Raw genomic sequence first — 665 nt, forward strand, 5'->3', positions numbered from 1 at the left:
TCCGAGGGCTGTCTGCATCGGTGGCTGAAGATCGCCGACCGCGACGACGGCATCGAACGAGGCACGACGCCGGCCGGCTTGGACGAGTCCGCCGAGCTACGGGAGGCCCGCAAACGGATCAAGCTCCTCGAGCAAGAAGCAGAGGTCATGCGCCGTGCGGTCGCCTACCTGTCCCGGGATGTCAACCCAAAATGATCTTCCCCCGCAAGCGGGAGGTGCCCCCACCGCTGGTCCTCGACCTTGCTGCCGACGGGGTACCCGTCACAGTGACCTGCCGGGTGCTCGGATTCTCCACCCAAGCGTTCTACAAATGGAAGAAAAAACCAGTCACACAACGTGATTGGGACGATGCGCATCTGATCAACATCGCTCGTGAAATCCACGCCGACGACCCGGCATTCGGCTACCGCTTCATCGCCGACGAACTGCCGGACCGCGGCATCACCGCCAGCGAGAACAGAGTCGCACGACTGTGCTCACAGGAACGGCTGTGGTCTGTGTTCTCCAAGAAGCGCGGCCTGAACAAGAAAGCCGGCCCGCCCGTCCACGACGATCTCGTCGACCGCCAATTCACCGCACAGGAACGCAACCAGATCTGGCTGACCGACATCACCGAGCACCGTACCGACGAAGGCAAGCTCTACCTCTGCGCCATCAAAGACCTG

1 pseudogene is annotated in these 665 nt (G+C 62.3%); it reads left to right on the plus strand.

Annotated elements, in window-relative coordinates:
- Positions 1 to 665: pseudogene (locus tag ACOQFP_RS00020) on the plus strand (IS3 family transposase); the annotation flags it as partial.

This window comes from Rhodococcus sp. MALMAid1271 (assembly GCF_049195265.1).
In the GTDB taxonomy this organism is placed as follows: Bacteria; Actinomycetota; Actinomycetes; order Mycobacteriales; family Mycobacteriaceae; genus Rhodococcoides.